Below are 3824 nucleotides of genomic sequence, written 5' to 3' on the forward strand. Positions count from 1 at the left end.
AATATCTTAACATACTGAGATAAAGAAAAGTAATTTTATTTAATATTTTTAGAAAGTTTCTTCCTCCGGGTTGCCCCGGAGGAAAAGGGTGTACATAAGCTTACGGATTATTAGTACTACTCGACTATGACATTACTGCCTTTACATCTATAGCCTATCAACGTGGTCATCTTCCACGATCCTTAAAAGAAATCTCATCTTGTGGTGGGTTTCGCGCTTATATGCTTTCAGCGCTTATCCCTTCCAAACGTAGCTACTCTGCGATGCTCCTGGCGGAACAACAGATACACCAGAGGTTTGTCCAATTCGGTCCTCTCGTACTAGAATCAGATCCACTCAAATTTCTAACGCCCACAGTAGATAGAGACCGAACTGTCTCACGACGTTCTGAACCCAGCTCGCGTGCCACTTTAATGGGCGAACAGCCCAACCCTTGGGACCTTCTCCAGCCCCAGGATGTGACGAGCCGACATCGAGGTGCCAAACCCCCCCGTCGATATGAGCTCTTGGGGGAGATCAGCCTGTTATCCCCGGCGTACCTTTTATCCTTTGAGCGATGGCCCTTCCATGCGGAACCACCGGATCACTATGCTCTACTTTCGTACCTGATCGACCTGTATGTCTCTCAGTCAAGCTCCCTTATGCCATTGCACTCTACGCACGGTTACCAAGCGTACTGAGGGAACCTTTAGAAGCCTCCGTTACTCTTTTGGAGGCGACCACCCCAGTCAAACTACCCACCAAGCAATGTCCCCCACATAATGGGGTTAGGCCTCAGATAAACAAAGGGTTGTATTTCAACAATGACTCCACAACGCCTGGCGACGCCACTTCACAGTCTCCAACCTATCCTACACATCATTTATCCAAGGTCAATACTAAGCTATAGTAAAGGTGCACAGGGTCTTTTCGTCCCACTGCGGGTAAACGGCATCTTCACCGTTACTACAATTTCACCGAGCTCATGGCTGAGACAGTGTCCAGATCGTTACACCATTCGTGCAGGTCGGAACTTACCCGACAAGGAATTTCGCTACCTTAGGACCGTTATAGTTACGGCCGCCGTTTACTGGGGCTTCAATTCAATGCTTCTCCGAAGATAACATCTCCTCTTAACCTTCCAGCACCGGGCAGGTGTCAGGCCCTATACTTCATCTTACGATTTTGCAGAGCCCTGTGTTTTTGATAAACAGTCGCCTGGACCTCTTCACTGCGGCCCTGATTACTCAGGGCGACCCTTCTCCCGAAGTTACGGGTCTATTTTGCCTAATTCCTTAGCCATGAATCTCTCGAGCACCTTAGGATTCTCTCCTCAACTACCTGTGTCGGTTTACGGTACTGGTACTAATTACCTGAAGTTTAGAGGTTTTTCTTGGAAGCCCTTAGGCGCACTATCTCTTTGTCCGAAGACTCCGAGTACTATCGTATTTCCCCAAAAGATGTGGATTTGCCTGCATCTCTTATAGGTAGGTACTTCAACGAACTATTCCGTCAGTTCGCGGCGCTTTCATCACTCCGTCACCCCATCACAGTAATTAGTAGTACGGGAATATTAACCCGTTAGCCATCGACTGTCCCTTTCGGGTTCGCCTTAGGACCAGACTAACCCACAGCTGATTAGCATAGCTGTGGAAACCTTAGTTTTTCGGTGTGCGGGTTTCTCGCCCGCATTATCGTTACTTATGCCTACATTTTCTTTTCTAACCAGTCCAGCATACCTTACGATACACCTTCAACCCTGTTAGAATGCTCCCCTACCACTTACAATTGCTTGTAAATCCATAGCTTCGGTAATATACTTATGCCCGATTATTATCCATGCTCGTCCGCTCGACTAGTGAGCTGTTACGCACTCTTTAAATGAATGGCTGCTTCCAAGCCAACATCCTAGCTGTCTGGGCAGACAAACCTCGTTCTTTCAACTTAGTATATATTTGGGGACCTTAGCTGATGGTCTGGGTTCTTTCCCTCTCGGACTTGGACCTTAGCACCCAAGCCCTCACTGTTAGTGAACATTATATAGCATTCGGAGTTTGTCAGGAATTGGTAGGCGGTGAAGCCCCCGCATCCAATCAGTAGCTCTACCTCTATATAACTTTATAACTAACGCTGCACCTAAATGCATTTCGGGGAGTACGAGCTATTTCCGAGTTTGATTGGCCTTTCACCCCTACCCACAGGTCATCCGAAGACTTTTCAACGTCAACCGGTTCGGTCCTCCACTGTGTGTTACCACAGCTTCAACCTGCCCATGGGTAGATCACACGGTTTCGCGTCTAACACTACTGACTAAAGCGCCCTATTCAGACTCGCTTTCGCTACGGATCCGTGGCTTAACCACTTAACCTTGCCAGCAACGTTAACTCGTAGGCTCATTATGCAAAAGGCACGCCGTCACCCCACGAAAGGGCTCCGACCGCTTGTAAGCGTATGGTTTCAGGATCTATTTCACTCCGTTATTCACGGTTCTTTTCACCTTTCCCTCACGGTACTGGTTCACTATCGGTCTCTCAGGAGTATTTAGCCTTAGCGGATGGTCCCGCCAAATTCAGACAGGGTTTCACGTGCCCCGCCCTACTCAGGATACCACTATCTATTATACTCGTTACCCATACGGGACTATCACCCTCTATGGTGTCACTTTCCAGTAACTTCCGGTTCCTTGTACATAAAATGTCGTGGTCCTACAACCCCAATCTTGCCGTAACAACATTGGTTTGGGCTAATCCGCGTTCGCTCGCCACTACTTACGGAATCACTTTTGTTTTCTTCTCCTCCGCCTACTTAGATGTTTCAGTTCAGCGGGTTTGCCCACCTATCGGTGTACTATGTCTTCAACATAGTGGGTTGCCCCATTCAGGTATCTACGGATCAATCGGTGTGTGCCCGTCCCCGTAGCTTTTCGCAGCTTATCACGCCTTTCATCGCCTCTGAGAGCCAAGGCATCCCCCATACGCCCTTATTTTGCTTATTGTACCAATCTTAAATTCAATTAAGACCGTTTTTTTTTGTCTTTTACAATAAATTGTAAAAAACGCTTTCTACTTTTTATTATTTTCTTATCTCAATATGTCAATGAACTTTATTCAGTCGAAGGTCAAAAGTCAAAAGTCGTCAAGTGAATCACTTTGGACTTTATGACTTTAGGCTTTATGACTAAAATCGTGGAGAATAACGGAGTCGAACCGTTGACCTCCTGCGTGCAAGGCAGGCGCTCTAGCCAGCTGAGCTAATCCCCCATTTTTAAATTATGAGTTATGAATTATGAGTTATGAATTGCTCATAAACGCTCAACTTCTAAAATTTCCTTTTTTTTTAAGTGTTTGGAGCTTTTTTTAATTTATAATTAATAATTTAAAATTAATAATTATAAAATAGTTGTCTCGGACAGACTCGAACTGTCGACCCCTACATTATCAGTGTAGTACTCTAACCAGCTGAGCTACGAGACACTCTTATTCCTAAAAATTTATTATTTGAACTAACAGCAAGAGTAAAATAGTCTTAAAATCAAAACCAATAAAGCTTCTTCTTTTTTCCCCAGCGTGTGTTTCCACTAACACTTGGGGCTCTAGAAAGGAGGTGTTCCAGCCGCACCTTCCGGTACGGCTACCTTGTTACGACTTAGCCCTAGTTACCAGTTTTACCCTAGGCAGCTCCTTGCGGTCACCGACTTCAGGCACCCCCAGCTTCCATGGCTTGACGGGCGGTGTGTACAAGGCCCGGGAACGTATTCACCGGATCATGGCTGATATCCGATTACTAGCGATTCCAGCTTCACGGAGTCGAGTTGCAGACTCCGATCCGAACTGTGACCGGTTTTG

2 tRNA genes and 2 rRNA genes (1 of these 4 running past the window's edge) are annotated in these 3824 nt (G+C 46.3%); all 4 read right to left on the reverse strand.

Annotation, left to right across the window (positions count from 1 at the left end):
- Positions 1-90: 90 nt before the first annotated feature.
- Positions 91-2974 (reverse strand): 23S ribosomal RNA (locus KHA90_RS24800).
- A 191-nt stretch (positions 2975-3165) separates the two neighbouring features.
- Positions 3166-3239: transfer RNA gene (locus tag KHA90_RS24805), tRNA-Ala, on the reverse strand.
- A gap of 139 nt (positions 3240-3378) precedes the next feature.
- Positions 3379-3452: transfer RNA gene (locus tag KHA90_RS24810), tRNA-Ile, on the reverse strand.
- A 123-nt stretch (positions 3453-3575) separates the two neighbouring features.
- A 16S ribosomal RNA gene (locus KHA90_RS24815) occupies positions 3576-3824 on the reverse strand (it continues 1364 nt past the right edge of the window).
- Together the 16S and 23S rRNA genes with 2 tRNA genes alongside form the textbook arrangement of a ribosomal RNA operon.

Source organism: Flavobacterium psychroterrae (assembly GCF_018380615.1).
GTDB classification, from domain to species: domain Bacteria; phylum Bacteroidota; class Bacteroidia; order Flavobacteriales; family Flavobacteriaceae; genus Flavobacterium; species Flavobacterium psychroterrae.